This window comes from Pantoea sp. M_10 (assembly GCF_008631515.1).
In the GTDB taxonomy this organism is placed as follows: Bacteria; Pseudomonadota; Gammaproteobacteria; order Enterobacterales; family Enterobacteriaceae; genus Pantoea; species Pantoea anthophila.
In genome coordinates this window covers 263,186-285,295 of the sequence record NZ_VWUL01000004.1, presented here as the reverse complement: position 1 = coordinate 285,295, position 22,110 = coordinate 263,186, and the positions used below count along the sequence as shown (strand labels likewise).

Annotated in this window: 28 protein-coding genes and 1 riboswitch; of the genes, 5 read left to right on the top strand and 23 right to left on the bottom strand. The window is 55.4% G+C overall.

The window, feature by feature from the left end:
- The 5 genes from F3I47_RS13840 to ascF all read right to left on the bottom strand — a co-directional run bounded on the left by F3I47_RS13840 (window position 1) and on the right by ascF (window position 5,389).
- Complete coding sequence (locus tag F3I47_RS13840) at window positions 1-759, bottom strand: ABC transporter permease (protein ID WP_046102761.1); 759 nt, start codon at window positions 757-759, stop codon at window positions 1-3.
- Window positions 756-1,496, bottom strand: coding sequence for an ABC transporter ATP-binding protein (locus F3I47_RS13835; RefSeq protein ID WP_150029155.1), 741 nt, complete (start codon window positions 1,494-1,496; stop codon window positions 756-758). Before F3I47_RS13835 ends, F3I47_RS13840 begins: the two co-directional genes overlap by 4 nt.
- Window positions 1,493-2,194 carry a thiaminase II gene (tenA, locus tag F3I47_RS13830; protein ID WP_150029154.1) on the bottom strand — a complete coding sequence of 234 codons (702 nt, stop codon included), beginning with the start codon at window positions 2,192-2,194 and terminating at the stop codon, window positions 1,493-1,495. The genes F3I47_RS13835 and tenA overlap by 4 nt, the downstream gene beginning before the upstream one ends.
- A 70-nt stretch (window positions 2,195-2,264) precedes the next feature.
- Window positions 2,265-2,367: riboswitch (TPP riboswitch) on the bottom strand.
- A gap of 106 nt (window positions 2,368-2,473) precedes the next feature.
- Complete coding sequence (locus F3I47_RS13825) at window positions 2,474-3,904, bottom strand: 6-phospho-beta-glucosidase (protein ID WP_150029153.1); 1,431 nt, start codon at window positions 3,902-3,904, stop codon at window positions 2,474-2,476.
- A gap of 36 nt (window positions 3,905-3,940) precedes the next feature.
- A complete protein-coding gene (gene ascF / locus F3I47_RS13820; RefSeq protein WP_058957089.1) occupies window positions 3,941-5,389 on the bottom strand; it encodes a PTS cellobiose/arbutin/salicin transporter subunit IIBC in 1,449 nt (482 codons plus the stop codon).
- A 255-nt stretch (window positions 5,390-5,644) separates the two neighbouring features.
- On the opposite strand from ascF, the gene F3I47_RS13815 reads away from it, so the two are divergent.
- Window positions 5,645-6,661 (top strand): LacI family DNA-binding transcriptional regulator, encoded by a 1,017-nt coding sequence (locus tag F3I47_RS13815; protein ID WP_150029152.1) that lies wholly within the window; start codon window positions 5,645-5,647, stop codon window positions 6,659-6,661.
- Here the strand turns inward: F3I47_RS13815 and F3I47_RS13810 are convergent.
- Both F3I47_RS13810 and F3I47_RS13805 read right to left on the bottom strand, forming a co-directional pair.
- Window positions 6,658-7,407, bottom strand: coding sequence for a DNA-binding transcriptional regulator YciT (locus F3I47_RS13810; RefSeq protein ID WP_150029151.1), 750 nt, complete (start codon window positions 7,405-7,407; stop codon window positions 6,658-6,660). The two genes, F3I47_RS13815 and F3I47_RS13810, sit on opposite strands and share 4 nt — an antisense overlap.
- Window positions 7,408-7,481: 74 nt before the next feature.
- Window positions 7,482-8,744, bottom strand: coding sequence for a DUF1479 domain-containing protein (locus tag F3I47_RS13805; RefSeq protein ID WP_150029150.1), 1,263 nt, complete (start codon window positions 8,742-8,744; stop codon window positions 7,482-7,484).
- Window positions 8,745-8,997: 253 nt separating this feature from the next.
- Between F3I47_RS13805 and F3I47_RS13800 the strand changes: the two genes are divergently transcribed.
- On the top strand, window positions 8,998-9,819 hold the full coding sequence (locus F3I47_RS13800) for a Cof-type HAD-IIB family hydrolase (protein ID WP_150029302.1): 822 nt from the start codon (window positions 8,998-9,000) through the stop codon (window positions 9,817-9,819).
- A gap of 36 nt (window positions 9,820-9,855) precedes the next feature.
- Here the strand turns inward: F3I47_RS13800 and F3I47_RS13795 are convergent, their stop codons facing one another.
- Complete coding sequence (locus F3I47_RS13795) at window positions 9,856-10,242, bottom strand: helix-turn-helix domain-containing protein (protein WP_058957093.1); 387 nt, start codon at window positions 10,240-10,242, stop codon at window positions 9,856-9,858.
- A 111-nt stretch (window positions 10,243-10,353) separates the two neighbouring features.
- Between F3I47_RS13795 and F3I47_RS13790 the strand changes: the two genes are divergently transcribed.
- The gene (locus F3I47_RS13790; RefSeq protein WP_111207289.1) at window positions 10,354-11,403 is read left to right on the top strand and encodes an NAD(P)-dependent alcohol dehydrogenase; all 1,050 of its coding nucleotides are present in this window, start codon (window positions 10,354-10,356) and stop codon (window positions 11,401-11,403) included.
- 203 nt (window positions 11,404-11,606) lie between these two features.
- Here F3I47_RS13790 and F3I47_RS13785 read toward each other — a convergent pair whose 3' ends face one another.
- The 3 genes from F3I47_RS13785 to F3I47_RS13775 form a co-directional block, all read right to left on the bottom strand.
- On the bottom strand, window positions 11,607-12,290 hold the full coding sequence (locus F3I47_RS13785) for a hypothetical protein (protein ID WP_058957095.1): 684 nt from the start codon (window positions 12,288-12,290) through the stop codon (window positions 11,607-11,609).
- Window positions 12,291-12,372: 82 nt separating this feature from the next.
- Window positions 12,373-12,615 carry a hypothetical protein gene (locus F3I47_RS13780; protein ID WP_150029149.1) on the bottom strand — a complete coding sequence of 81 codons (243 nt, stop codon included), beginning with the start codon at window positions 12,613-12,615 and terminating at the stop codon, window positions 12,373-12,375.
- Window positions 12,616-12,617: 2 nt separating this feature from the next.
- On the bottom strand, window positions 12,618-12,842 hold the full coding sequence (locus F3I47_RS13775; RefSeq protein ID WP_009092851.1) for a hypothetical protein: 225 nt from the start codon (window positions 12,840-12,842) through the stop codon (window positions 12,618-12,620).
- A 214-nt stretch (window positions 12,843-13,056) separates the two neighbouring features.
- Here F3I47_RS13775 and F3I47_RS13770 point away from each other — a divergent pair, with 214 nt between their 5' ends.
- A complete protein-coding gene (locus tag F3I47_RS13770; protein ID WP_009092853.1) occupies window positions 13,057-13,362 on the top strand; it encodes a hypothetical protein in 306 nt (101 codons plus the stop codon).
- A gap of 173 nt (window positions 13,363-13,535) precedes the next feature.
- Window positions 13,536-14,627 carry a diguanylate cyclase gene (locus tag F3I47_RS13765; RefSeq protein WP_111207290.1) on the top strand — a complete coding sequence of 364 codons (1,092 nt, stop codon included), beginning with the start codon at window positions 13,536-13,538 and terminating at the stop codon, window positions 14,625-14,627.
- A gap of 37 nt (window positions 14,628-14,664) precedes the next feature.
- Here F3I47_RS13765 and map read toward each other — a convergent pair whose 3' ends face one another.
- The 12 genes from map to F3I47_RS13700 all read right to left on the bottom strand — a co-directional run bounded on the left by map (window position 14,665) and on the right by F3I47_RS13700 (window position 22,050).
- A complete protein-coding gene (gene map / locus F3I47_RS13760) occupies window positions 14,665-15,450 on the bottom strand; it encodes a type I methionyl aminopeptidase (protein ID WP_009092855.1) in 786 nt (261 codons plus the stop codon).
- A complete protein-coding gene (locus F3I47_RS13755) occupies window positions 15,447-15,692 on the bottom strand; it encodes a ParD-like family protein (protein WP_150029148.1) in 246 nt (81 codons plus the stop codon). Before F3I47_RS13755 ends, map begins: the two co-directional genes overlap by 4 nt.
- A 119-nt stretch (window positions 15,693-15,811) precedes the next feature.
- Complete coding sequence (locus F3I47_RS13750) at window positions 15,812-16,897, bottom strand: tyrosine-type recombinase/integrase (RefSeq protein ID WP_140922844.1); 1,086 nt, start codon at window positions 16,895-16,897, stop codon at window positions 15,812-15,814.
- A gap of 3 nt (window positions 16,898-16,900) precedes the next feature.
- On the bottom strand, window positions 16,901-17,137 hold the full coding sequence (locus F3I47_RS13745; RefSeq protein WP_140922846.1) for an excisionase: 237 nt from the start codon (window positions 17,135-17,137) through the stop codon (window positions 16,901-16,903).
- Between the two features lie 609 nt (window positions 17,138-17,746).
- Window positions 17,747-18,046 carry a hypothetical protein gene (locus F3I47_RS13740; protein WP_150029147.1) on the bottom strand — a complete coding sequence of 100 codons (300 nt, stop codon included), beginning with the start codon at window positions 18,044-18,046 and terminating at the stop codon, window positions 17,747-17,749.
- A gap of 177 nt (window positions 18,047-18,223) precedes the next feature.
- The gene (locus tag F3I47_RS22730) at window positions 18,224-18,421 is read right to left on the bottom strand and encodes an ANR family transcriptional regulator (protein ID WP_223812730.1); all 198 of its coding nucleotides are present in this window, start codon (window positions 18,419-18,421) and stop codon (window positions 18,224-18,226) included.
- A 40-nt stretch (window positions 18,422-18,461) separates the two neighbouring features.
- Window positions 18,462-19,481: a RecT family recombinase gene (locus tag F3I47_RS13730; RefSeq protein WP_140922852.1), complete on the bottom strand. Its 1,020-nt coding sequence runs from the start codon at window positions 19,479-19,481 to the stop codon at window positions 18,462-18,464.
- Window positions 19,478-20,299, bottom strand: a complete 822-nt coding sequence (locus F3I47_RS13725) for a PD-(D/E)XK nuclease-like domain-containing protein (protein WP_140922854.1) — start codon at window positions 20,297-20,299, stop codon at window positions 19,478-19,480. Before F3I47_RS13725 ends, F3I47_RS13730 begins: the two co-directional genes overlap by 4 nt.
- Window positions 20,296-20,589, bottom strand: coding sequence for a host nuclease inhibitor GamL (gene gamL / locus F3I47_RS13720; protein ID WP_140922856.1), 294 nt, complete (start codon window positions 20,587-20,589; stop codon window positions 20,296-20,298). The genes F3I47_RS13725 and gamL overlap by 4 nt, the downstream gene beginning before the upstream one ends.
- Complete coding sequence (locus F3I47_RS13715) at window positions 20,586-20,795, bottom strand: hypothetical protein (RefSeq protein WP_140922858.1); 210 nt, start codon at window positions 20,793-20,795, stop codon at window positions 20,586-20,588. Before F3I47_RS13715 ends, gamL begins: the two co-directional genes overlap by 4 nt.
- A 131-nt stretch (window positions 20,796-20,926) precedes the next feature.
- Window positions 20,927-21,151 carry a hypothetical protein gene (locus tag F3I47_RS13710; RefSeq protein ID WP_140922860.1) on the bottom strand — a complete coding sequence of 75 codons (225 nt, stop codon included), beginning with the start codon at window positions 21,149-21,151 and terminating at the stop codon, window positions 20,927-20,929.
- Window positions 21,152-21,783: 632 nt separating this feature from the next.
- Entirely contained in the window at window positions 21,784-22,050 is a 267-nt protein-coding gene (locus tag F3I47_RS13700; RefSeq protein WP_140922864.1) for a hypothetical protein, read from the bottom strand.
- Window positions 22,051-22,110: the final 60 nt, after the last annotated feature.

The window sequence follows — 22,110 nt, the reverse complement described above, 5'->3', positions numbered from 1 at the left end:
TTAATCCGTTTCGGGGGCCCAGCTAATCAGGCGACGGAGCAGGAAATCGATGAACAGCCACAGCAGCAGCGTCATCAGCACCAGAATGAACAGGGCGGCAAAGCAGAGATCACTCTGCATCCGGGCATTGGCATTCAGCATGACGTAGCCCAGTCCTTCCGCTGAGCCGACCCACTCTCCGATAATGGCGCCAATCGGGGCCACCGCGGCCGCCATCCGTAAACCTGACCCCAGCGCGGGCAGTGCCGCCAGCAGCCGGACATGACGCAGCTGAGCCGCGCGTGAGGCGCCCAGCGTGCGGGCCAGATCGAGATAGCCGGGCGGGACGCGGCGCAGGCCATCAAAAAAGGCGGAGGTCACCGGGAAAAAGATGACCAGCACCGCCATTGCGACTTTGGCGCTCATCCCGAAGCCGAACCAGAGCACCAGCAGGGGCGCCAGCGCAAACACCGGGATCGCCTGGCTGGTGATCACCAGCGGCATCATCCAGCGCTGCAACCGCGGCGAAAAGGACATCCCCAGCGCGAGCAGGGCACCCAGCAGCACGCCCAGTGCCATGCCGCTGAGGATCTCCGTCAGGGTGATGAGGCTGTGCTGGCTGAGATAGCGGGCGTTCTGCCAGAGCGCGGTGGCGACCGCCGGGGGTGAGGGCAGCAAAAAAGCGGGGACGGAAAGGGTAACGAGCCACCACAATCCGATGAGGCCCGTAAAAAGCGTCACGCCACGGCGTAGTCCGCCAGATCGTTGTCCTGACGTCATCCGGCTAACCTGCTCAGCTGATTCAGCACGGCAGCCTGACTCCGGATGACGCTGACATCCTCTGCCGCCCGTGGAGGCTGCCCCTGGAGGGAGGGAGAGGCTTCGATACCCGTCGGGCCGATTACCAGCAGATGATGACTCAATCGGCAGGCTTCTGCAGCATCATGCGTTATCAGCAACACGGTGTGCCCGGCCAGCACTTCCGCGGCCAGCGTCTGAATCTGACTGCGGGTCAGGGCATCCAGCGCAGAGAAGGGTTCATCCATCAGCACTACGGGCTGGCGGGTATAGAGGGTGCGAGCCAGTGCGGCGCGCTGACGCATCCCGCCGGAGAGCGTCGCGGGCCGTGCGGTGGCATAACGACTCAGACCGACACGCGCCAGCAGGTGCTGCGCCCGCTCACGATCCGGCTTCTCCCCGTTCAGGCGGCTGGCCAGACAAACGTTCTGCTCTACTGTCAGCCACGGATAGAGCAAGTCCTGTTGTCCCATCCAGGCGATGCGTCCGGTCAGTGGCAGGCCATCACTGCCGCTGACCTGGCCGGAGGAAGGCGGTAACAGACCGGCAATCACCCGCATCAGACTGCTTTTACCCACGCCGCTCGCCCCCAGCAACGCTGTAAACTGGCCACCCGCAATCTCCAGAGTGAGCTGGCTGAAGAGCTGCTGCTGACCCAACCTGAGTGACAGCTGACGGATTGCGATACCGGGCGGCGCCGAACAGGCTGACGCAATCATGGGCGGACCTGCCGACTGGCCGCATGATTCAGTCCCATCTGCCAGAACGCGGATTCCAGCCGTGTGGCAGTAGTAAAAATCTGCGCCAGTGAGGCAAAACGCTGCTCAGCCGCACGCTCGCCCGCCAGGGTTTCAAACAGCGAAAGGGCGTTGCGAACGCCGTTCAGATAGGACTCATCGCCGTAGTTTTCTATCCACGCCGCATAAGGATTATCGCTGAAGCGGGTTGCAGGATCCTGTAGCAGGGTCAGACCCGTTTCAGCGTAACCGGCGACACAGGGCATCAGCGCGGTCAGCAACTCCAGCGCATCGCCGCTGTGACCCACATCCAGCACATAGCGGGTGTAGTTGAGCGTTTCCACCGCCTCCGGTTCGCTCGCCATTGCCGCTTCGCTGATGCCCCACTGCTGGCAGTAGTCCAGATGCAGCGGCAGTTCGCTGACGATGGCGTTGAGCGACGCCGTCGCGCTGCGCAGGGCGTCCGGTGCGGAGAGCTTGCTTATCAGCAGGCCCCAGGCGCGGGCGAAGTGCAGCAGAAACAGATAATCCTGGGTGAGATAATGGCGAAACGCGGCGGGGGGCAGCGTACCCTGACCGAGCTGCTGTACAAAGTCATGTGCCACATAGGCGTGCCAGTGAGGGCCAGCCTGCTGACGCAGACGACCGTAAAAGCCGGTTTCGAAAAGCGGATGTGTCATCAGATCTCCTGTCACAATGGAGATCCGGGCATACGGGCTGGAACAGGGAGTGATGCAGGAGATGACGCAGAAATATCTGCCGACCCGTCCCTTCGCTGGCATGACCCAGATCAGGTTCAAAGGGTTCGGCTTACGCCATCTCAGCCCATAACAGGACACCCCTCGGAGACATCGGTTATACGATAATTACCGGCAGAGTACAACGGCAGGTTGAGTGCATACCTGCGGCGTCGCTGACAGGCGTATCACCGCAGACACAACACTCAATAAGTGACGTTGTCACTCAAGATCGGCTCCGTTGCTGGCAATGACCTTCTTATACCACCAGAATGACTTCTTACGCGTGCGGGCCAGCGTACCACGCCCGAGATCGTCACGGTCAACATAGACAAAACCGTAGCGCTTACTCATCTCACCGGTTGAGGCCGCCACCAGATCGATACAGCCCCAGCTGGTGTAGCCCATGACCGGCACGCCATCTTCAATCGCGTCACCCATCGCGCGGATGTGTTCACGCAGATAGCTGATGCGGTAGTCGTCATGGATTTCGCCACTGGCATCGGGTTCATCGCGTGCGCCCAGACCATTTTCGACCAGGAAAAGCGGCTTCTGATAGCGGTCATACATCATGTTCATGGTGATCCGTAATCCGAGTGGATCGATGCCCCAGCCCCATTCACTGCGCGGCACATGGGGATTCGTCAGAGACTTCACCACATTGGCGGCGCTGCTGTTCTGCTCGTTCATCTCCGCCGAGGCGCAGCGTGAGGCGTAGTAGCTGAACGAAACAAAATCGACGCTGTTTTTCAGAATTTCCGCGTCACCCTCCTCGATCTTCAGCGTTACGCCTTTCTCCCGAAACAGCCGGGCCGCGTAGGCGGGATAGGCGCCGCGTGCCTGCACATCGATAAAGAAGAGGTTTTCACGATCTTTTTCCAGCGCGGCCCAGACATCCTCCGGTTTACTCGACCAGGGGTAGAAGTTGCCGCCCGCCAGCATGCAGCCAACCTGGTTAGCCGGATTGACCTCATGCGCAATGCGGGTCACCTCCGCGCTGGCGACCAGCTCATGATGCGCCGCCTGATATTTCACCTGCTCCGGATTTTCGTCGGGTTCAAACACCAGTCCGGCACCCGAGAAGGGGCTGTGGAGCAGGATATTAATCTCGTTGAAGGTCAGCCAGTACTTCACCAGACCATCAAACGCCTCGAAACAGCTGCGGGCATAGCGGGCAAAAAAGTCGATCATTTTACGGTTACGCCACGAGCCATACTCCGTCACCAGATGCATCGGCACATCAAAATGGCAGAGGGTGACCAGCGGTTCGATCTGATGTTTCCGGCACTCTTCAAACACTGAACGGTAAAAAGCAATGCCTTCCGGGCAAGGTGTCAGCTCATCGCCGTTGGGATAGAGACGGCTCCAGGCAATTGAGGTGCGGAACACGCTGAAACCCATCTCCGCCATCAGCGCGATGTCCTCCCGGTAGCGATGATAAAAATCGATCGCATTATGGCTGGGGTAGAACTCGTCGTCGCGAAGCGCAAACCGTTTTTCAAGACCGAGTTTGACCGGCATCCGGTGCGGGCCATTCGGGATCATATCGACGGTGGTTAACCCTTTTCCGCCTTCGCGAAAACCGCCTTCGCTCTGGTTGGCGGCCAGTGCACCGCCCCATAAAAACCCTTGCGGAAACCTTGATTCAGACATGCATTCCTCTTTTCCGGGTCGGTAAGACCCTTTCCTTTAGTGGCTGTTAATGGCGTTGACGCGTTCGGGTACGGCTGCCGGTTGTGCCGTGGTGGTGGCGTCGGTTTCAGGGATATCTTCAAAGCCTAACAGCAGCGTCAGCACAAACGACAGCACCACAGACAACACCATCACCGCGCCGACCCAGACAATACTCATCGGGTTGGTGGGATCAAAAAACTGCACGCTGGTAAACAGGCCAGGCGACGCCATCGAGTGGCTGGCCAGACCGCCAATGCCTGCTACCGCGCCGCAGATAAAACCGCTGATCAGACAGGCGACCAGCGGGCGTTTCAGCCGGACGGCCACACCATACAGCGCAGGTTCTGAAATGCCGGCAACGATAGCGGAGGCCGCCGCCGCGAGCGCGGTCTGACGCAGTTCCCGGTTTTTGGTGCGGAAGGCTACCGCCAGAGACGATCCCCCCAGCGACAGGTTGGCACCAATCTCGGAGGGCATCACCATGCCCTCTTTGCCGGTTTCAGCAATGGTCTGAATGATGGTCGGGGTAAACACCCGGTGCATACCGGTCATCACCAGCAGGGGCCAGATCGCGCCCATAATCGCGACTGAGAGCCAGCCGAGATAGCCATGGACGGTGTAGACCAGCGCAGAGATGCCGCTGCCGATCCAGATGCCAATCGGACCAATCAGCACGATTGCGATGGGTGCGGCAATCAGCACAATCAGCATCGGTTTCAGGAAGTTTTTGGTGACGGCCGGGGTAATGCGGTCCACGCCGCGCTCAATGTGTGACAGGATCCAGGTCATCACCAGCGCCGGAATCACCGTGTAGGTATATTTCACCGCCGTGACCGGAATGAAGGCAAATTCTACGGCCTGACCCTGCGCCGCTTTCGCCATCAGATCGATAAAGTTAGGGTGCACCAGCACGCCAGCAATGGCGATCGCCAGCGACATATTGGTTTTAAACTTCAGCGCGGCAGAGGCGGCTACCATCACCGGCAGGAAGAAAAAGGCCCCGTCGCCAATCACGTTGAGGATCACCAGCGTGGAGGAGCCTTTTTCAAACACACCGGCCATATCCAGTATCATCGCCAGCAGCTTAACCATCGACCCGCCGATAATGGCCGGGATCAGCGGTGACATCGTGCCGACCAGCGCATCCAGAATGCCTGCGCCGATGCTTTTCAGCGTGATTTTGCGTTTCACCGGCGTGGATGAGTCGGCGGCAGGGGATCCCATCGCCTGCAGCGCCTGAAAGGCCTGAGAGACGTTATTGCCAATGATCACCTGACACTGGGTGTCGTTGTGAACCACGCCCATCACGCCATCGATCGCTTTCAGCCGGGGATAGTCCACCTGGGTTTCATCTTTCACCACAAACCGCAGTCGGGTCATGCAGTGCGTTACGGCTTCGATATTGTTGAGGCCGCCTAGCGCATCGACGATGGCGCGTGACACCTCGGCATAGTTTCTGGGCATGATCGCTCTTCTCTGTAGGGTAAATCGGTCAATGTTGTTATGTTTTGCGCCTGCATGCAGGCAGATAGGAAACCGGTTTCACAAAATCATGAAGGGCTTTTATGACCGGGACAAGCCTAAAAATCAGCCAGATTTTCATTTTGTGACCGGCGTCACCCGCCATTGGCGCAAAGGCCGGCTGAGCGCGAGGGTAAATATTTCCAATATTGAGAGGCTTAGGTAGACTGCAGAACGACGCAGTAAAGGAGCATCAGCATGGCAACGATTCAGGAAGTGGCGAACAGGGCGGGCGTCTCAAAAGCGACAGTGTCACGCGTGCTCTCCGGCAACGGGTATGTCGGTCAGGAAAAGCGTCAGAGAGTTCTCGATGCGATTGCCGAAACCGGCTACCGGCCTAATCTGCTGGCGCGCAATCTGGCAACGAAAAGCTCTCAGACTATCGGGCTGGTGATCACCAACACCCTCTACAGCGGAAGCTACTTTACGGAACTGATGGCGCACTCGGCGCGCATACTGGAGCAGCAGGGCCGCCAGCTGATTCTGGCCGATGGCAAACATACGGCGGAGCAGGAGCAGGCGGCAATTCAGTTTCTGCTCGATCTGCGCTGCGACGGCATCATCATCTATCCGCGCTTTCTGTCCATTGATGCGCTGGATGCCATTATCTCCCGTCACAAACAGCCGATCCTGGTCATTAACCGGCGGCTGCGTGTCAATCAAAGCTACTGCATCTACAGCGATCAGCACGCCGGCAGCGTCACGGCGGTGAGTCATCTGCTGAATCAGGGGCATCGCGACATCGCCTTTATTACCGGATCGCTCGATTCCCCGACCGGGGTGGAACGCCTCTCCGGCTATCGTGCCGCGCTGGCAGCACAGGGTCTCGACGCCGATCCGGCGCGTATTGTGTCAGGCCGCTGGACGGCTCAGAGCGGGATGGAGGCCGTGGATACGCTGCTGGTACGCGGGGTATCCTTCTCCGCGCTGGTGGCGAGTAATGATGAGATGGCGATCGGGGCGATCAAACGGCTTACAGCGTGCCGGATAGCGGTGCCCGATCAGGTTTCAGTGATCGGTTTCGATGATATCCCGCTGGCACCCTACATCACGCCGTCATTATCCAGCATGAAACTGCCGGTGACGGAGATGATCAATGAGACGATTCATCGCCTGCTGACCATGCTGGATGGCGGTGACTGGTCTGCCCATCCCCCCTTTACCGCCAGCCTGATGCTACGCGATTCGGTCACGCAGGGACCGGGCGCGGTTTAACCCGTGGCGACCGTTATCACGTTAACCGCGCGCGCCTTAAGCTGCTCTGCCGTGACGGCATCCAGCGTTTTATCGGTAATCACATGCCCGACCTGATAACCGGATGAGAGCGGATAGGGATGGATCTGGCCAAATTTAGAGGCGTCGGTCAGGGCGTAGTTTTCCGCCCCTTTTGCCAGAACGGCATCCACCACATCACAGCGCAGCATGTTGCGACCGGTAAAGCCGGTTTCCGGATGCCAGCCATCCACGCCGACAAATGCCCGGTGAAAGTGAACCTGCTGAATGGAGTAGCGGGTCAGCGGGCCGACAACCGACTCACTGCTTTTCTGCAGCATCCCACCCAGCACAATCACTTCGCAGGCCGCCTCACGCAGAAGCTGGGCAATGTAGTGGCTGACGGTAATCAGGGTCAGATCGGCACGGTCGGCCAGCGCGCGCGCCAGCAGGGCGTTGGTGCTGCCGCCTTCAATAAATACCGACTCCCCCGGCTCAACCAGACGGGCTGCGTGAAGCGCCAGCGTCTGCTTGATGGGGTAGCGGGTGTTCAGGCGGGTACCGACGTTATCGCTGTCCAGCGCCTGCGCAGAGCCGTGAACCCGCCGCAGCAGACGGTCACGCTCCAGCAGCGTGAGATCCTGACGCACGGTAACTTCAGAAACCCCGGTGAGCTGTGCCAGTTCACTGACCGTCACGCTGCCCCGGCTATTAACCAGTTGAATAATCTGATGATGTCGCGGATTCATAATGGGATGTCGCAGAAAAACAGGAGTGGCAGTGTATCAGGGTTTTCCCCGCGCCGGTGCAGCGCGGGGGCAGATCAGGCTAAATCCAGCGAGCGACGTCCGTTAAGATTGAGATCTTCCGGCCTGAAACGTTGATCCCACGACGCTTCATAATGCTCCGGAGGAAAATCGCCTGGCGAATGGCCCTGCGCCAGCGCCTGTGCGACATGGCGGGCATAGAGGCGGTTTTTTTCACACAGCGGGGCGGCCGGAATGTACATCACATTACTCCAGCCCTGCTGATCTCTGACCGGCGCCACGGCGTGAATCACATCACAGTGCCACCACACCGAATCCCCTGCCTCTAAGGCCGGTATCGGACAGAGTCCGGCCATCAGGTGCGGATGCCACTGCTCGTTAACCGGTAAGACCCGGCCTGGGGCGACGCCGCAGAGCTCATCCTCCGGCACATCTGAAAGCAGTGGACGCAGCAGCACATAAGCCATCGCCTGCGGCACCGGCACGACGTGCAGCAGGCCCTGATCGGGGATCATATCAGAGAGGGCAGTCCAGCCCTGAAAGGTGCGGAACACAGAACATTTGGTGGTGCCAGGCAGATCATACTCATCCACTTCAGTGCGGTGTGCCGCGTCCCAGGGGTCATAAGCGGCAAAGTCACCGTGAAACAGCTTACTGAAAACCTGCTGATAAGCCGGGAGCAGCCAGCGTTCCAGCGCGCCGGAATCGGTATGAGCCCCTAATCCGCCGGAGGTGGTGCCAGGCAGGCGACGGCGAATGCGATCGGGATAGATGATGCTGACATCCGGGTCAAACCACTCTTTGCCCTGTGAATCGAAGGTCCATAACCTGTTCAGGAAAGATTGCGCGTGTGCCATTGCCGGGCTTTGTCGCGCCTGCATTTGCGCCTGCGACCAGTAAACAGGATAAATTTCAGGACGCGAGGCGGCCAGCGTGCCAAAAAAATCATCGCCCGGCCCGCGATACTGTTCGTCAAACCGGTTGAGCTCCAGGTAGTCGAGCATTGACTTATCCCAGGCCAGCGCCTGCTCCCGGGGAAAGTGCTGCTTAATCACGACACAGCCGCGCCGTTTAATTCGCGTCCGGGTTTCATCTGAAACCTGTCCCTCTGCAATATCCTGCATCGGCACCACTGGCCAGGCGCTGCCCGTCCACTCCTCATCCGCTTTTGCCTCCGTAATCGCCGCCTCGATGCTGTCACACACCTGCCGGAAAAGGCCTTCAACATCACCTATCTGCTGCCGCAACTGCTGTTTCACTGCGCTTATTGACGCTTTGACGTCTTCCGGCAATGGGGTCGATCGGGTCTCATCATGCATCTCAGGCTCCTCAATATTCGGGTTGAGTTACGAATGTAATTAAAATAACCTTCATTCGTAATTTACGGCTGAGATTAACATCTTTTTAACGCTCCGAAACGTGCGTGATAACACAACTCCGGAACCGGAAGGCTCCGAAAGCCGTTAGCAACGTCACTATTTGCATTCTCATTAATCCACACAGCGAGTAAGCTTTATGAATCAAATCAATCAGCCGAAAGGACAGAACGGCGACTCTATAGGGGCAGGTGAGATGGCGGTTAAGATGATTGCGGTGGATATGGATGGCACCTTTCTGGACGACAACAAAGCGTACAACGTTCAGCGGTTCTCACGGCAGTATGCGCTGCTGAAGCAGAAGGGCATCCGTTTTGTGGTTGCCAGCGGGAACCAGTATTACCAGTTACAGCGCTATTTTCCCGACATCAAAGATGAGATCGCGTTCGTCGCGGAGAATGGCGCGTGGGTTTCAGACTGCAACGAAGAGATCTTCTGTGGCGAGCTGGCCCGCGAGAAGGTGCATAAGATTCTGGATATCCTCGCGCATGAACCCGATATTGCGGTGGTGGTGTGCGGGCGTAATGGCGCTTACATGCACGCATCGGCTTCTGACGAGGTGATGGCTAAGCTCTCAAATCACTATCACCGGCTGGAAAAACGCGATGACCTCTATGCCATTGACGATACAATTTTCAAATTCTCGCTGAATCTGGAGCATGAAGGGGTGGATGCCCTGCTGCAACGGCTGCATGCCAGACTCGGCGAGCTGGAAAACATCATGCATCCGGTCTCCAGCGGGTTTGGCTTTATAGACCTGATCATTCCTGGCTGCCACAAGGCGCATGGCATTGCGCTGCTGCAGGAGAAGTGGGACATCAGCGACTGCGAAGTGCTGGCCATCGGTGACAGCGCCAACGACATTGAGATGCTGCGTCAGGCCTGTTTCAGTTTCTCAATGGCGAATGCCGCCGCTTCTGTCGCCGCCGTGGCGCGATATCAGACGCAGAGCAACAATGAAGAGGGGGCGCTGAATGTGATCTCCCGCGTGCTGGCGCGCGAATTTCCCTTTGAGTGAGGCCGGGCCGGGCTGACAGGCCCACCTGGTCCTCCTTCAGGCCTCCCGGTGGCTGCGCGCGTGATCCTCCATTTCATCCAGCGCAGCCTGATTTTCCAGGCCCCACTGATACATCTGCTCAATTGGCCCGGCAAATGTCATGCCCAGCGCGGTCAGGCTGTACTCCACTTTCGGCGGCACCACCTGCCAGACATGGCGTGCAACCAGCCCGCGCTGCTCCAGCTCGCGCAGCGTCTGAATCAGCATCTTCTTTGAAATTCCCTGCAGGCTCCGCTCCAGTTCACCCGTGCGCGCACGGTGTTCCGGCCAGTGATAAAGCGCATGCAGCACCATCGTGCTCCACTTGACGGAAAAGAGTTCCAGCAGGCGGCGCGGCGGTGAATCCGCATAAAACAGCAGTTTTCCATCAACCCAGGCGGGCATTATTGCCTCCTTAGCAGGGTGGTAACCAAAAGGTAACTACTACCAAAACCGATCCCATGTGTCTATAGTGTGCTGCTTTCTTTACGACCATCAGGTGATAAGAGGCAACAGATGAAGATTAATGCACTGGTCGCCAGTCAGGCAGATCAACCGCTGCGCGCAGGTCAGGTGGAGTTACGCGAGCTTCAGGCTGACGATGTTAAACTCGAGATCCTTTACTGCGGCGTCTGTCACTCCGATTTGCATATGGCGCGCAATGAGTGGGGCGTAAGCCGCTATCCCCTTGTGCCGGGTCACGAAATTGTCGGCCGGGTGGTGGCAGTGGGTGAGAACGTCACTCAGTTTGCGGTCGGAGAGATTGCCGGGGTCGGCGTGATGGTTGACGCCTGTCGCGAGTGCCATTTCTGCCAGCAGCATGAAGAGCAGTACTGTGAGGCAGGCTTTACGCCGACCTATAACGGAACCGATAAGTACACCGGTAACACGACCTTTGGCGGCTATGCCCAACATGTGATTGCCGATCACCATTTTGTCGTGCGGGTGCCTGATAACCTGGCGCTGAACGCGGTGGCACCACTGCTCTGCGCGGGCGTCACCGTCTGGTCACCGCTGCGCCACTTTAATGTCAAAGCGGGGGATCGCGTCGGGGTAGTAGGCCTGGGCGGCCTGGGCCATATGGCGGTTAAGCTGGCCAGTGCGCTGGGCGCAGAGGTCACCTTGTTTACTACCTCGCCGGAGAAAGGGGCGGATGCCCGCCGGCTGGGCGCCAAAAACGTGGTGGTTTCCCGTGACGCGGCCCAGATGGCGGCCTGTCAGGCATCCCTGGATATCATTCTGGACTGCGTGGCTGCGCCACACGATCTCGATCCCTATCTGAATACGCTGAAAACCAACGGTCAGCTGGTGCTGGTGGGTATCCCCGATCAGCCTCATCCGTCACCAAATGTGACACCGATGGTGTTCCGCCGTCTGAGTATTACCGGCACCTCAATTGGCAGTATTCAGGAGACGCAGGAGATGCTCGACTTCTGTGGGCAGCACAACATTACGGCGGATGTTGAGATGATTACCGGTGAGGAGGTCGAAACGGCCTTTGAACGTATGCTGACCAGCGATGTGAAATATCGTTTTGTGATTGATATGCAGAAAACGCGCTGGTAACGCCAGGGGGCACGCTGTGAAGGCGTGCCCGGCACGATGCCCGCGTTTCTGAATGAGCGATGATAGTTACAACATACTGTTACGTTGCTGAATCAGGTGTCAGATAGCTGGGTGCGAAAGGGCTGAGCAGCCAGACCGGGCCTGTTGCAGCAAAAAAATACCCGGCTTGCGGGCCGGGTATTCTCTCAATTCTGGCGTTTTAGTTACGCCTGCGCGTCATCCGCTTTATCCTTCGCCGCTTCCTCTTTCTCTGCAGCATGAGTAAAAGGTTTGAGCAGCTGTATATCCAGAATCACATAGACCATGGTGCTGATGAACAGCGAAATCACGCTGCCGAAAACGCCGCTGGTGGTGAAGGTCAGATAGTTATAGGTGACCAGCCAGGTCAGGCAGATAAACAGCGCGAGAGAGATGTAGAGATTGGGCACGGAGTAGTTACTGGTGCCGCCCCCCTGGGTATGGGTAGCTTTAAACAGATTACCGATAGAATATTTTTCCAGCACCAGGATGGCATTTTCCCAGTTGCGCTGTTTACGTGCGCTGGCGCGTGTCAGGAACAGATAGAGAATAGAGACAAAAAAACCGGAGAAGGCGATCAGCACCGGAATCGCCTCCAGGGCATATTCGATGCTCTTATGGCCGGTGGTGGTGCTGAGATCCAGCGTCAGCGAGGCACCGAGCGCAGCATATAAAAACAGGAACAGCAGCATAAACGTCAGAGTGCGTTTCCAGTCACCGTCGATCTCTGCTTCTTTTTGCTGGATAGCCAGCTGAAGCGATTGCTGAATCTGTCGTGCCTGAGGTGAATCTGTGTCGAGCGTGTCGCAGGGCGCAGCAAAGAAGTTATGCATAAACAGCGCATCTTCTTTCTGAATAGTGATTTTCATCAGAAACCTGTGTGCGGAGAAATTTCCTTTATTCTAATCGGCACGACATGAATTAACAGTCACTTTGCCTTTTAAGCCCGCATTAATGGGAAATCAGGTGAAACAGTGAGCTGATAACAGAGTCCGTAGCAAAGTTCTGCGGAGCGCGCTCTTCCTCGCGGCGTAGCTGCTCATAACGCAGCAGGGCTGCATCTGCGTTATCCGCAAAAATCACTTCCCATACCACTCTGTAGCCTTCAGCGGTTAATTTCTCCCGCTTGTCCTTATGGGTGAGATTAACGGCCAGGATTTCACGGCTTTTCTGAAGCACGCAGTAATCGGGCATGACTATTTCTCCACAGGTGTGTCGAGCGCCTTAAACTGCTTGATGGCGTCATGAATATTGTTGGTTTCCACGGTCGCAATGCAGCGGTCACCGTTGAAAACATCATAACGGGCATTGCGCAGCTGAAACAGCAGATCGCGTCCCCGAAAGTGGATGCGTTTCTGTCTAACTCCAATGCCATGCCGCCGTAACAGGGCCTGTGACAGGCGATCGGTCTCTTTAGTCATTCCGTTAGCCTCCCGGCAGTACGTGGTCACTGCCAGTAAACCTGATAAACATTAGTTTTATATTAAGAGACAACCCTGTTTTTCGCATGGCCATCCGATGAAGCGGGACGAATGCGCTGCAAAGTGAAGAAGATGCAGGACAGAGGCGGTTTCTGACTTAATAAACCGTAAATGCGGTACACTCATCTCACCCTTCGCCACGAGACAGAGTGCTATGAACGACAAGAAGATGATTTCCATTGATCAGTTCAACGCTGATGAACGACTGGCCGTCGAACAGACCGTTAAAGGGCTGATGGAAAAGTATCGTCAGCGCACCGGTAAAGAGCCGGATAGTAAAAAGGAAAAAGAATTCAGCAGTGAAGCGCGTCGGATCGTTATGACGGCAAAGCAGGAAAAAGAGAAAGCGCAGGCGCTGAAGGCGAAAAAACCCCTCCGCAAAAAGAAACCCTCCTCACTGACAGCCAGTGAAGTCAGCGACTTCAGCTGGTCCGCCTCGGTTGCTAAGGGCCGCAGATAAAAACCCCCCATCGCGCTGGCAGGCGACAGCAGTCATCTGTCAGCCGAACAATACCGGCTCTTAGCGCGTAGTCGATCATTCTTAATCCGGCAATAAGAATATTCTGCAAACATATTACTTTTATTCACTAGTTTGGATAAACTGACGTAACCTTTCGCTGCTTCAGTCTGCATATGAACTATTACACACCTGACGATGCTCAACTGAGGCGGCGCGCCAGCCGATTCGTGCGCCGTATGTTTATGATGCGTCAGCTTGGTACGCTGCTCTGCTTTTTGCCGATCCTGTCAGTGCTGATGGAGCGGGGGAAATGCGCGGAACTCTGCCTGCTGCTGTTCGTCAACGCGTTTGTCTGGCCCTATGCCGCCTACAGGCTGGCCTTACGATCGCGCGACCCCACAGGATTTGAACGCAAGAGTCTGACGCTGGATGCGGCTTTTGGCGGCGTCTGGGTAGGGATGATGGCGCTGAGTCCTTTCCCCTCACTGGTTATCATGGCCGTGCTGATTTCTGACCGCTATTCCGCGGGCGGCTGGGTACAGCTGAAATCTGCGCTGCAGGCCTTTTTGCTCACTTTTGTGCTGGTATGGTCAGTCGCGGGTGCACCGATCATGCTGAACTTCTCTACCCGTACCGCCTGGCTGACTCTGCCACTGGCCAGTGTTTATCTGCTGGCGCTCAGTGTGGTTTCGCACAATCTGACGCTGAGCCTGCGTAAAAAGAATCGCGAGCTGGAGCGCATCGCGCTGATGGACCCCGGCCTGAAAATCCCGAACCGTCGTCTGTTTGAGCAGCGACTGGAAAGCGAATTTCTGCGCACTCAGCGAGGCGAGGGCAACGCCTGGCTCATGCTGCTGGATGTCGATCACTTCAAACAGGTTAATGACACGTTTGGCCATGAGGCGGGCGACTTTCTGCTGACAGAGATTTCGGCACTGTTACGAAACAGCGTGGGTCTGAAAGATATACCCGCCCGATTTGGCGGGGATGAGCTGTGCGTCATTGTGCGTGAGGCCGATGAAGCCAGCATCCTGCGACTGGCTAAAAAGATCCAGGAAGGCATTACCTTGCTGCGGTTGCCTGCTTCGCCCACTTTTCAGAGTTCGGTGAGTATCGGGATTGCTTCAGCGCGCGAAGCGGCTTCGATTCATGAATGGCTGCGACGCGCTGATGAGGCGCTTTATCAGGTGAAGCGCGCCGGACGCAATGATGTGCATGTCTGGCGGGCTTCCTCCCTCAACACACTTAGTGAAGTTCGCGACTGAAAAAGTCCAGAGCCTGAGACACTCTCAGGCCACTGGATTAAATTGCCGGGTAGTCACCGGTGCCTTCCGGCCAGGGCGTCAGCAGATCGAAGCCGCTTTCCGTCACGGCGACCGTGTGCTCCCACTGCGCCGAGAGTGAACGATCTTTCGTCACCACCGTCCAGCCATCAGACAGCACGCTGGTGCCCGCTTTACCGGCATTGATCATCGGTTCGATGGTGAAGATCATGCCCGCCTTGAGTGGCATTCCCTGGCCCGGTGTGCCGTAGTGCAGCACCTGCGGTTCGGTGTGGTAAATCTCACCCACCCCGTGACCGCAATATTCACGCACCACGGAGAAACCGGCCGCTTCTGCCACACGCTGTATTGCGGCGCCGATATCGCCCAGCGTTGCGCCCGGACGGACCGTTTTGATCCCGGCCACCAGCGACTGATAGGTGATCTCAACCAGCCGTTTCGCCCGGACTGATGGCGTGCCGACGAAGTACATGCGGCTGGTGTCGCCGTACCAGCCATCCTTGATGACCGCTACATCGATATTAACGATATCGCCATCCTTGAGCTTTTTCCCGGCCGGGATACCGTGGCAGACCACATGATTGACCGAGGTGCAGGTAGTGCGGGTATAGCCTTGATAGCCGATGTTGGCTGGCGTCACCTTCAGTTCGTTCACAATAAAGTCGTGACAGATATCATCCAGCTCTTCGGTGGTGATGCCAGGCCGGACGTGTGGCGTGATCATGGCCAGCACCTGCGCGGCAGCCTGTCCCGCTGCCCGGGCCATCTCGATTTCTGCTGCGGTATGAATTTTAACGCTGTTCATGACACATCTCCTTGTGTGGCGAGGATCTCTTCAGGAAGCATATTCCGGATATCGGTGCGGCCTTCCACCTCCAGCCGGATCAGCATCTGCGTCAGTTGGTGTTGGGTCTGCTGGGGATAGAGTTCCGCCAGCATGCCGATTTTAAGCCAGTGTTCAGCCTGTGCATTGATGGAGCGGCTCATCGCCTGACTGGCGATGCGCAGATTCTCATGCATCAAATCCGAGATTTTTACGATACCCATGCTAATCCTATATAAAACGTATATGTTTCGTATATAGCATATCCTTAACCTCATGAGTTGAAAAGGCAAATTACAGCCCGTCCGAAAATGTCCGAAATTTGTCCGAAATTACAGATACATCATACCAGTACGTACGCATCGCCACGGGAGTCCAGGTACTTCTGAGTCATGGTGAGATTCCTGTGGCCCAACAGCCGCTGTGTAAATGCCTGACCGTAATGTGCCTCATATAATCTTCCGGACAGGCTGCGGATTTCGTGAAAGGTTGGCGGGTTTGGCAAGGCGTCCAGACCGCAACGGGCCCGCGTGCGCGTGAATGCCTGCGTCAGGTTTTCCGGGCGAACCGGGCCGGGCCTGCGTCCATGACGTCGTGTAGCGGAATAGATAAAATGCGGTGAAGGATTATTCCGCCGGCATAACTCAATCACGTCGTTCAGTGTCATGCCGATATCGGGCAGCGCCAGATCAACGGGGATGGCTAACTTACTGCCTTTCTTACTCTGTGTGATGAACAGTCTGCCATCACGAACGTCGGTGAACCTCATGCGGGTAATATCCTCCCGGCGCTGAGCAGTAACCACAGCGACCAGCAGTGCCCGGTAAAACCAGGGTTCGGATTCAGGTACGGCCTCTAGCAGCATCCGGAACTGCTCAACTGAAAGCCGGCTCCTCTGAACCCTGGGCTGTTTTGCCCGTGTGGGTTCAACCGGATTCCTTTCAATCACCCCCGCCACAATCGCCTCACGAAACACATCATTCAGGACACTGCGCAGAATGACTGCCATTGTCTGTTTATTTTCGGTGACATAGACATCCAGAAACAGGGCAATATCGCGGGTCGTGACTGCATTCATCGCCAGGTCACCCAAAGATTTCCGGATTGCGTTCAGCTGGTATTTACGCAGCCGAAGGGTGACCGGTTTTACGTTGCGCCTGACAAGGATTGCCTCATAGGATGAAAGCCATTCAGACACTGTCATAACGGGCCGCGCCTGTAATTTATTCAGAAGGGCGGAGGGAACATAATCCCGGTCCAGATAATGGTTGGCTTCAATAGCCTGAGCAATCGCTTCCCGGCGTGAAACATTACCCAGTGAATACTCTTTTCCGGTGTGAGGATTGCGCCAGTGGTACGTCTTGCGGGTGCGGCGGTAGGTCAGATTGCGGGGGAGATTGGCATCATAAGATTCAGGCCTTTTAATCATATGTCACTTTTCCATCAGCAGATTACGCCCGATAAGACTATGCGAATGGGCGTTCGGATTTCTGACGCGTTTACGGGGGTTGAGATACACCGCTTCCGGATGAAGCCGGTACTCTTTGCCGTGTAACTCCGGGCACGGGTAAATTCGCCCTTCGCGTGCCCAGCGGCGAAGAGTGGACAGGGAAGGTGGCTGAGAATAGGTCTCGCTCGCCCACTCAGTCAGGGTAAGCAGCTTAGCCATGATTTACCTCCGGTTTTCGGTCCATAAAAAAACCCCGCAAAGGCGGGGTCTCATTGTTTATCTTTGTCGCGCTTATCCTGCTCAGGCTTCCATTCAAGCCCACACATGTCGCAGGAAAACTTCTTGTCAGGACGCTTTCGTGGTCCCCAGAAATTGCAGAAAGGACACGTTCTGGGTCTGTAAGCTATTTTCATACACCCCACCGATGCAACGAGTGCTATCACCCGGCTCCTGCAACAATACTGTATAATCTGCCTGAATTATTTCTAATCGCTTCCTGCGGAGAATGCATCTTGCATTTATGAAGGATAACAGACTGATTAACACGTTATTTTTGCAGGTTAAAAGCATGGCCGTAGGCCAAGATCGCGGTGATAAGTGGTTTTTGATCGCCGGTTATTACCGATAAAGGCTGGAATTTATTTTGAATAGATATTTACTCTGCTCTGGCGAGGTTAATGGTGTAGATAAACGCTGCCAGTATGAAACCCGTATTAATTGAATTGACCATTGATGCCTGCCTGTAAGTGGAACTAATAAGTGTTATCTATTTTTCAGTATAGAATGATTTATTAGCTTTAGAAAGATTGTTTTAAAACGTTAATCACATTATTCAGAAGACGAGGTGAGAAGAAAATATTGTACATCTTCACCAAGAATATCCGTCTTCAGGGTTGCAAACAGGGGCGCAATGTAATCCCCACTTTCATCATTTTGCTCAATATAGTCCCGGGCTTCGTCATAAGTCAGGAAAGGCTTATCTGCTTTACTCTCTGCATGTTTTACAGTCCATGAAACAGGTGAGGCGGTCAGGGATAACCGCGCGATGAAATACACCATTTGCTCAACCGGGTCAGAACAATGATGATTCAGTCGGTTGTCAATATAACTCAATAGCTTCCCTTTCATTCTGGCTCCGATCAGGCGAGTGTGTGTGCATTGACGTTTATATTCAAAACGGTTAGTAATTCTGGTCAGGTCTGATGACAAGTAAATTAGCATCGTGAATTTGTTTCGTGAAGTCAGAAAAATGAATAATCGTATGTCTTTGAATGTGTGCAGGGGGCTCCTTTTTTTTTGAAAATTTCAAGACCAACCATTACGAATTATACTTTTACATAATTCCGCGCGATGCGCAGACCAGCATGCGTTGATTTCCTTTCTGGCGAGCTTTATGGCCTTACGCCAGAGTTTACTCGCCTGTTCGTACTGGCCAGAACGCTCAGCTCTGGCGGCTGATTCAGCGACAGAATTGTAACGATCATTTCGGTTTATCTTTGCCATGCTGACGGACGGGTTCATAATCGCCTCTTAATGACCAGGGTCAGGGGGTGCTTTTTGCCTGCGCTTCCACAAGCTCTGCTTTGCGGACCAGAAAAACATCCGTTGCTTTACTGAGCAAATCAGGATGGTTAGCAAGCTTGAGAGCAGCGTATCGATAGCATTTGTCGAGGCCTGGCAGAGTGACCTCATTCAGGGCAGCGCCGGAAAAATCAGTCAGCAGCTCTTCAGGTGTTCGTTCAGCCAGCCGCTTGCTGCCCGGACAGCCATCATGGCTGGCAATGTCTCCCTCCCTGGCCGGGATATCTTCCTCTGACACGGCAGGAGAGGCTTTCGCGGAGTTCTCCTGCCCGCACGGCAAAGTAAGCGCCTGGCTGTTAATAAGCGCGTTCAAATCATCCCCCGGGGTTGCAGGCATAATATTGTGTTCAACAGGGCGAACCGTCTCAAGTTCATCAGGTGTATAAACGCCCAGAATGACATCTGGACAATGCAGGCGGGCCCAGCGTTTGACAGCCAGATAAGCCAGTTGCTGTTTAGGATCGCTTGCCCAGAGTGTGGAGTTTCTTACCTGCGCCTGTGACAACAGCAACTCCAGAATTCGCGGCTTCGCCTCATTCTTCATCGTTGCCCAGACGCGGACACCGCATCCTGATTCATCGTTGAGTGTCCAGTCAGGCGCCGCGTACTTATTCCCCTTACCGGAGGTTTTTTCGGTAAATTTGCCAATGACGTTCTCCCAGGGACCAAACCATTCGTATTGAAGGCGATCGCGCGTCGGTGCCATTGTCGTGATGACAGCATTGACCAGTTGTGCTTCGTAGCCCAGTACGCCGCTGACCATGTACGTCTTCTGTGCTACGGCAAAGGGATTCATTTGCCACTGCAGTGCCTGCATTGCCACGGCGAGACAGTCTGACGCATTGCCGGCCAGATGAGCGGGAACGGTGACTCGGCTGTTTGCCATAATTTCGGCAAGGCGGATCAGCTTATCCAGCGTGTCAGGACTGAATATCGCCGCGGTGTTTGGGGTAGTTTCTGGTGTGGTGAGTTGTCTGCTCATAACAAATTATCCTGTTTGCGTGCCCAGGCCGGACGCCTGAGTTCTTCGACGCCGCCCCAGTTGTTGCTGAGACGGCAATGATGGTAAGTGTTCAGATCACGGCGAAAGAGCTGGTAGCCAGTCTTAACATCTGCTGCGTGCAGCTGGAACGTACGCACCGGGTACCGACCGCAGTCGATGTTTTCACTGACCGCGATAAACACGAATTGCGGATATTCCCCGAAATGCGCACTGAAACCTTCGCGATAACAGGCGTCCTGAACGTGATAGCGAAATTCTTCGACATGACGCGCGAACCGCGCCATGTCCGCGACTTTTTTTATATCCGCAATAACCGGCTGCGTGGTCAGGAATTTATCGGGCCGGATGCGACAAAGCTCACCGGTTTCGTCATCATTCCAGTAAATCGAGGCTTCACAGTGCCCATCGGCTTCCAGTAGACAGCGTGCAGCGGGATGCGCGAAGACGCTCTCACGCATCAGCTGTAGCTTCCGGCTTTGATCTGCGTCCAGTACGATCAGGCCGAGTCCCGCACAGTCACGAAGATAAGCCTGTTCGCTGATTTTTCCTTCCGTGGTGCGCCGGTTGAAATTCGGTGCCACAACATATCTGCTGTCGAACCTGTCCGGCTCCAGAAGCAGGCAGTGAAGGGCACTTCCCATTTCCAGTGCGACCGTCTTCGCTTCATCGACGGGGGCATATTTACGCCAGAGATAAACTGCCGGATTGAGGGCAATATCATCCAGCTGTGATTTACTGACGCCCGGCCCGGCGTGATAAGCTTCATTGCTGAGGTCGTGATAAATACCCGGTTTCATTCCGCCGCCTCCCAGCCAAGCAGCACCTGCAGGTCGTAATTACGGGCCGCCTGCAGATAGGCAAGATTCGTGATAAAGCTGATGTATTCCTCACCGGCTTCCGGATGGGCACAGCACTTCATCGCATCAGGATGAAGGTTCCAGTGGCGGAACAGGTGAAGGTGGTCAGGAAAACAGGACAGGAGCCGCTGGGCTTCGTCATCGATCCACTGTTCTTTCATGATGGCGTCCTGCTCCCGGTCATCCAGGTAATCTTTGTGACGTTCCAGCAATGCAAAGGGCGTGGTCATGGCTTCCCCTCCTGAAGAAGAATGCCGACAAACCGGTCAAAGACCACCTGCATCACGGGCAGTGGTGGCTGGGGTGGCAATGCCGGGGATGAGGGCGACGAAAAGCTGGCACCGTTAACGATATTTTCAGGCGTAAACTCGATATCACGAATGGCATTAAAAGGGCGAGCAAAAGCAGCATCGCCCCTGATGTCTGGTTGCATCATGGGAAATGATCCTTTAAATAGTCAGTTAACCTGTTCCGGTTCTGATAAGCCCGGCAGTACGATGAGGGGCAGGGATGACGTGTTTACTCAGGTGTCAGTGTATCCGGGTATGACGGCATCAGACCCAGCATTTACTCTTCTTCTTCACGGCGGGCCTCGCGGGTCGCCTTTAGGATTTCAACCGGGTCTCCAGCTATCCGCGTATGAATAACAAACGTGCCCGTGTGAGTAACCCGGGCATCAGGCGCGGCAGTGACTGCAGCCCTGACCACACGTTCATGGAAAAATGCACGAAAAACACAGGTCCGGATATGAAGCGTCGCTTCTGCGGGCGTCGCGATGTACTGGATTTTCATTTCTGAATCTCCTGTTAGTGAAAACTAACTGATATCGACATCAATTGTCAGGCCACTGATCCGCACCGGGTATCATCCGGGTACTGCCTGTGCAGGACTGAACAACAATCCCGCATACAGGCATTTCCAGTGATGGGCATCATGAAGATGCTGTTGCTCTTTAGCATTTTCGGCGTATCGACGCTGTCTTTCCCGGCAGAGCAATGCGGCTAACCGCCGGGCTATATCTGATTGTCATAGTCTGCATGGCTGAGTAATTCCCAGCTCTGCCCCTTGTCTCTGGATAACAGCCGCCACTGAGGGGTTACCCGCAAAGTCAGGTACTGCCCACGATAGGTTCGTCTCGCATGGATTTTGCCGGTACGCCAATGCTCTTTTATTCGTTCAGCACGCTGTCTTATCCGTTCAGGTGCGTGAGGTTTTGACATCAGTCTCACCTCATATCAGCGCGCAGACTGTGGCCAATTGCTGCGCAAAAGCCCGATGAAAGCTTTTCATGAAATGCTTACGCCGTCTTAAGGAATTCAGGTTAAAAATGAACCGGTCAGTTTGCGTGTGGTAACGCATACGATGCCTCCTGATGCAAAAAAACCGCCTCATCGGGCGGTCGTGTCAGATAACATGAGTTGCGTTCAGTCATTCACCCCTTCTTCAGGCGGGTATGCGCAGCAGGGGCATTTGTGGCGCAGCTCAGGGTACAGTTCAAAGATGCCCGACAGATTTGCCCTGAGCATTTCATCCAGCGGACCCATGACGCTTTGACGATATAGCGCGGCCTCATCAGAACTGACTTTACCCTCGCTGTTCATACCATCGATTTTCGTCACTGAGGTTGTGACAAGTTTTGCCAGTGCCAGCAAAGTGTCAGTGATATGCTCTGCTGCTTCCCGGTTTTTCATAATGAACCTCCTGAAAAGATAACTTCCCTGCAAGCAGGTGATGGTCACCTGTCCCGCAGG

Bases quoted from the DNA above. Each gene is read 5' to 3' on its own strand.
- F3I47_RS13715 (WP_140922858.1), bottom strand. From the start codon at position 20,795: ATGATGCAACCAGACATCAGGGGCGATGCTGCTTTTGCTCGCCCTTTT.
- F3I47_RS13805 (WP_150029150.1), bottom strand. From the start codon at position 8,744: ATGCATGATGAGACCCGATCGACCCCATTGCCGGAAGACGTCAAAGCG.
- F3I47_RS13770 (WP_009092853.1), top strand. From the start codon at position 13,057: ATGAACGACAAGAAGATGATTTCCATTGATCAGTTCAACGCTGATGAA.
- gamL (WP_140922856.1), bottom strand. From the start codon at position 20,589: ATGACCACGCCCTTTGCATTGCTGGAACGTCACAAAGATTACCTGGAT.
- F3I47_RS13725 (WP_140922854.1), bottom strand. From the start codon at position 20,299: ATGAAACCGGGTATTTATCACGACCTCAGCAATGAAGCTTATCACGCC.
- tenA (WP_150029154.1), bottom strand. From the start codon at position 2,194: ATGACACATCCGCTTTTCGAAACCGGCTTTTACGGTCGTCTGCGTCAG.
- F3I47_RS13825 (WP_150029153.1), bottom strand. From the start codon at position 3,904: ATGTCTGAATCAAGGTTTCCGCAAGGGTTTTTATGGGGCGGTGCACTG.
- F3I47_RS13745 (WP_140922846.1), bottom strand. From the start codon at position 17,137: ATGGCTAAGCTGCTTACCCTGACTGAGTGGGCGAGCGAGACCTATTCT.
- ascF (WP_058957089.1), bottom strand. From the start codon at position 5,389: ATGCCCAGAAACTATGCCGAGGTGTCACGCGCCATCGTCGATGCGCTA.
- F3I47_RS13730 (WP_140922852.1), bottom strand. From the start codon at position 19,481: ATGAGCAGACAACTCACCACACCAGAAACTACCCCAAACACCGCGGCG.
- F3I47_RS22730 (WP_223812730.1), bottom strand. From the start codon at position 18,421: ATGGCAAAGATAAACCGAAATGATCGTTACAATTCTGTCGCTGAATCA.
- F3I47_RS13795 (WP_058957093.1), bottom strand. From the start codon at position 10,242: ATGCCCGCCTGGGTTGATGGAAAACTGCTGTTTTATGCGGATTCACCG.
- F3I47_RS13835 (WP_150029155.1), bottom strand. From the start codon at position 1,496: ATGATTGCGTCAGCCTGTTCGGCGCCGCCCGGTATCGCAATCCGTCAG.
- F3I47_RS13755 (WP_150029148.1), bottom strand. From the start codon at position 15,692: ATGGGTATCGTAAAAATCTCGGATTTGATGCATGAGAATCTGCGCATC.
- F3I47_RS13790 (WP_111207289.1), top strand. From the start codon at position 10,354: ATGAAGATTAATGCACTGGTCGCCAGTCAGGCAGATCAACCGCTGCGC.
- F3I47_RS13700 (WP_140922864.1), bottom strand. From the start codon at position 22,050: ATGAAAAACCGGGAAGCAGCAGAGCATATCACTGACACTTTGCTGGCA.
- F3I47_RS13810 (WP_150029151.1), bottom strand. From the start codon at position 7,407: ATGAATCCGCGACATCATCAGATTATTCAACTGGTTAATAGCCGGGGC.
- F3I47_RS13710 (WP_140922860.1), bottom strand. From the start codon at position 21,151: ATGAAAATCCAGTACATCGCGACGCCCGCAGAAGCGACGCTTCATATC.
- F3I47_RS13785 (WP_058957095.1), bottom strand. From the start codon at position 12,290: ATGAAAATCACTATTCAGAAAGAAGATGCGCTGTTTATGCATAACTTC.
- F3I47_RS13780 (WP_150029149.1), bottom strand. From the start codon at position 12,615: ATGCCCGATTACTGCGTGCTTCAGAAAAGCCGTGAAATCCTGGCCGTT.
- map (WP_009092855.1), bottom strand. From the start codon at position 15,450: ATGAACAGCGTTAAAATTCATACCGCAGCAGAAATCGAGATGGCCCGG.
- F3I47_RS13800 (WP_150029302.1), top strand. From the start codon at position 8,998: ATGGCGGTTAAGATGATTGCGGTGGATATGGATGGCACCTTTCTGGAC.
- F3I47_RS13750 (WP_140922844.1), bottom strand. From the start codon at position 16,897: ATGATTAAAAGGCCTGAATCTTATGATGCCAATCTCCCCCGCAATCTG.
- F3I47_RS13765 (WP_111207290.1), top strand. From the start codon at position 13,536: ATGAACTATTACACACCTGACGATGCTCAACTGAGGCGGCGCGCCAGC.
- F3I47_RS13740 (WP_150029147.1), bottom strand. From the start codon at position 18,046: ATGAAAGGGAAGCTATTGAGTTATATTGACAACCGACTGAATCATCAT.
- F3I47_RS13840 (WP_046102761.1), bottom strand. From the start codon at position 759: ATGACGTCAGGACAACGATCTGGCGGACTACGCCGTGGCGTGACGCTT.
- F3I47_RS13815 (WP_150029152.1), top strand. From the start codon at position 5,645: ATGGCAACGATTCAGGAAGTGGCGAACAGGGCGGGCGTCTCAAAAGCG.
- F3I47_RS13775 (WP_009092851.1), bottom strand. From the start codon at position 12,842: ATGACTAAAGAGACCGATCGCCTGTCACAGGCCCTGTTACGGCGGCAT.